The sequence below is a fragment of the Streptomyces colwelliae genome (assembly GCF_048158785.1).
Lineage (GTDB): Bacteria > Actinomycetota > Actinomycetes > Streptomycetales > Streptomycetaceae > Streptomyces.
This window is the reverse complement of sequence record NZ_JBLTJC010000615.1, coordinates 1-3,939: the sequence shown is the minus strand read 5'-3', so window position 1 is coordinate 3,939 and position 3,939 is coordinate 1. Positions and strand designations below refer to the sequence as shown.

3 protein-coding genes are annotated in these 3,939 nt (G+C 70.0%); all 3 read right to left on the bottom strand.

Annotated elements, in window-relative coordinates:
* On the bottom strand, positions 1–1,395 hold a 1,395-nt coding region (locus tag ACNFOC_RS52000), incomplete at its 3' end, for an acetyl-CoA carboxylase biotin carboxylase subunit (protein ID WP_521987114.1).
* A gap of 26 nt (positions 1,396–1,421) precedes the next feature.
* Positions 1,422–3,020, bottom strand: a complete 1,599-nt coding sequence (locus ACNFOC_RS51995) for an acyl-CoA carboxylase subunit beta (RefSeq protein ID WP_416965964.1) — start codon at positions 3,018–3,020, stop codon at positions 1,422–1,424.
* On the bottom strand, positions 3,017–3,939 hold a 923-nt coding region (locus tag ACNFOC_RS51990), incomplete at its 5' end, for an acyclic terpene utilization AtuA family protein (protein ID WP_416965963.1). The genes ACNFOC_RS51990 and ACNFOC_RS51995, both read right to left, overlap by 4 nt.

The window sequence follows — 3,939 nt, the reverse complement described above, 5'->3', positions numbered from 1 at the left end:
AACGTCGCGTCCTGCTGTGCCGCTGTCGTGGAGATCGGGTCGATGCGCAGCACGTAGTTGGAGTGCCGGATGTAGCGCGTCGGGTTGTTGTACGACCGGAAGGACGCCCAGGAGGAGTCCGCGAGCCAGGCGAGGCCGCGCCCCCGTGTCCATGTGGGCTGTCGTGAACTCCTTGTGGCGCAGGGAGTTCACGAGGAGGGCGCGGTTGGTGAGCGGGCCGTGGATCGTCGCCTGTTCCAGGGCGCCCGCGAGTTTGCGGAGGGCCTCCGCGCGGGTGGGGGCGTGGGCGACGACCTTGGCGAGCATCGGGTCGTAGTGGACGCCGATGTCGTCGCCGTCGGTGTAGCCCGTGTCGAGGCGGACGCCTTCCGGTACGGCCAGGCGGTGCAGGGTGCCGGTCTGGGGGGTCCAGTCAGTTGCCGGGTCCTCGGCGTAGAGGCGGGCTTCTATGGCGTGGCCGCGCTGGTGCGGGGGTTCGCTTTCCAGGGGCTCGCCCTCCGCGACCCGGAGTTGCAGTGCCACCAGGTCGATGCCGAACACGGCTTCCGTCACGGGGTGTTCGACCTGGAGGCGGGTGTTCATCTCCAGGAAGTGGGCCTTGTTGTCGGCGGAGACGAGGAACTCGACGGTTCCGGCGCCCTCGTAGGCGACCGCGCGGGCGGCGCGTACCGCCAACTCGCCCAGTTCGTCCACCAGTTGGTCCGGCAGGCCTGGGGCCGGGGACTCCTCGATCACCTTCTGGTGGCGGCGTTGGAGGGAGCAGTCGCGGGTGCCTAGGGACCAGACCGTGCCGTGGGTGTCGGCGAGGATCTGGACCTCGACGTGTCGGCCGCCCTCCACGTAGGGCTCGACAAAGACCTCGCCGTCGCCGAAGGCACTCATCGCCTCGGCTCGGGCGGCCGTCAACTCGGCGTCCAGGTCGGCGAGTTGTCGTACGACCCGCATACCGCGCCCGCCGCCACCCGCCGCCGCCTTCACCAGGACCGGGAGGTCGGCCTCGGTGACGTGCTTCAGGGGGGCGATGCCCATCAGTTGCTTGGCGCGGGTCTTGGAGGCCATGGCCTCGATCGCCTCGGGCGGGGGGCCGATCCAGACGAGGCCGGCGGCCAGGACGGCGCGGGCGAAGTCGGCGTTCTCGGAGAGGAAGCCGTAGCCGGGGTGCACCGCGTCCGCGCCCGCCGCGACGGCCGCCTTCACTATCAACTCCCCGCGCAGGTATGTCTCCGTGGGTGTCGAGCCGGGCAGTCGTACCGTCGCGTCGGCCACGCGTGTGTGGAGCGCGTGCTCGTCGGCGTCCGAGTGCACGGCGACCGTGCGGATGCCCAGCTCGCGGCAGGTGCGGAAGATCCGGCAGGCGATCTCGCCCCGGTTGGCGACGAGGACGGTCGCGATCATGTGGTCCCTCACGTCGGTCATGGGCCTCACATCCGGAAGACGCCGAAGCCACCGCGCGCGCCCTCGTAGGGCGCGGTGTGGATGGCGGACAGGCACAGGCCGAGGACGGTGCGGGTGTCGCGCGGGTCGATGACACCGTCGTCGTACAGCCGCCCCGACAGGAACATCGGCAGGGACTCGGACTCGATCTGCTGCTCCACCATGGCGCGCAGCGCCGCGTCCGCGTCCTCGTCGTAGGGCTGCCCCTTCGCCACGGCCGACTGCCGGGCGACGATCGACAGGACACCGGCGAGCTGTTGGGGGCCCATGACGGCGGACTTGGCGCTGGGCCAGGCGAACAGGAAGCGGGGGTCGTAGGCGCGGCCGCACATGCCGTAGTGGCCGGCGCCGTACGAGGCGCCCATGAGCACGGACAGGTGCGGTACGCGGCTGTTGCTGACGGCGTTGATCATCATCGCGCCGTGTTTGATGATGCCGCCCTGTTCGTACTCCTTGCCGACCATGTAGCCGGTGGTGTTGTGCAGGAAGAGCAGCGGGATGTCGCGCTGGTTGGCCAACTGGATGAACTGGGCGGCCTTTTGGGACTCCTGGCTGAAGAGGACCCCTTGGGCGTTCGCCAGGATGCCGACGGGATAGCCGTGCAAGGCGGCCCAGCCCGTCACCAGGCTCGTGCCGTAGAGCGGCTTGAACTCGTCGAAGTCGGAGGCGTCGACGAGCCGGGCGACGACCTCGCGCGGATCGAAGGGGGTCTTGAGATCCCCCGGGACGATGCCGAGCAGTTCGTTCTCGTCGTACTTGGGGGGTGCCGCCGGGGCCGGATCGCCGTACGCCTTGCGGTGGTTGAGGCGGGCGACCACGCGGCGGGCCTGCCGTAGCGCGTCCTGCTCATCTACGGCGAAGTGGTCCGCGAGGCCCGACACGCGCGCGTGCATCTCGGCGCCGCCGAGCGACTCGTCGTCGCTCTCCTCACCGGTCGCCATCTTCACGAGCGGCGGCCCGCCGAGGAACACCTTCGCCCGTTCCTTGACCATGATCACGTGGTCGGACATGCCGGGGATGTACGCGCCGCCGGCGGTCGAGTTGCCGAAGACGACGGCAATGGTGGGGATGCCGGCGGCCGAAAGGCGGGTCAGGTCGCGGAAGATGGCGCCGCCGGGGATGAAGATCTCTTTCTGGGACGGGAGATCGGCACCGCCGGACTCCACGAGGCTGATGCAGGGCAGCCGGTTGGCGAGCGCGATGTCGTTCGCCCGCAGGGCCTTCTTCAGCGACCAGGGATTGCTCGCGCCCCCGCGCACGGTCGGGTCGTTGGCGGTGATCAGGCACTCCACGCCTTCCACCACCCCGATGCCGGTGACGAGGGAGGCGCCGACCGCGTAGTCGCTGCCCCAGGCGGCGAGGGGGGACAGTTCGAGGAAGGGCGTGTCGGGGTCGAGGAGCAGTTCGATGCGTTCGCGGGCGAGCAACTTGCCGCGCTTACGGTGCCGTTCGACGTATTTCGGCCCGCCACCCGCGAGGGCTTTGGCGTGCTCGGCGTCGAGTTCGCCGAGTTTGGCGAGCATGGCCTCGCGGTGGGCCGCGTAGTCGGGACCGTTGGTGTCCAGGGCGGACGGAAGGACGGTCACAGCAGGGCCTCCGGTATGTCCAGTCGACGGGAACGCAGCCATTCGCCCAGGGCCTTGGCCTGCGGATCGAAACGATGCTGGGCGGCGACGCCCTCGCCGAGAATCCCCTCGACGACGAAGTTGAGGGCACGGAGGTTGGGCAGTACGTGCCGCGTCACCCCCAACTCGGCGGTCTCCGGCAGCAGTTCACGGAACCGCTCGACGGTCAGCGCATGGGCGAGCCAGCGCCACGCCGCATCCGAACGCGCCCACACCCCCACGTTGGCGTTCCCTCCCTTGTCACCGCTACGGGCCCCGGCGACCAGACCAAGGGGCGCCCACGCCGTGGGCCCGTCCGGCGGAGGCTCGGGGAGGGCCGGCTGTGGAAGGTCTTCCAGTACGCGGGTGTCGTGGGCCGGGGCCACAGCAATCCGGCGCCCATCGTGGAGGACGGCCACATGGTCGACGTCACCATGGGGGACATACACATCATCGAAGACGCCATAGGGCGCTCCCTTTCCAGGTGGGGTCAGCACATGGAAGCCGGGGTAACTGGCCAGCGCGAGCTCGACGGCGGCGGCGCTCAACGCCCGCCCGACGGTCTCCTGGTCGGGATCCCGCACGACGAGTCGCAGCAGTGCGCTGGCGGTCTCCTCGGTGGAGGCGTCCGCATGGTCGGTACGGGCGAGATCCCAACGGAGTTCACCGGGACGGGACTTGGCGTTCCCCTCGCCGAACGCGGCCTCCATCTGCTCCCGGACGAGAGTGGCCTTGCGCTCGATGTCGAGCCCGGTGAGCACGAAGGTGACTTCGTTGCGGAAGCCGCCGAGCCGATTGAGCCCGACCTTGAGAGTCGGCGGTGGAGGCGCGGCGCCCTCGCAGTACACCTCCACGTACGCCTCCGTGCGCCAGCCGAGCGCGGACGGCTGCACGGTCGCCG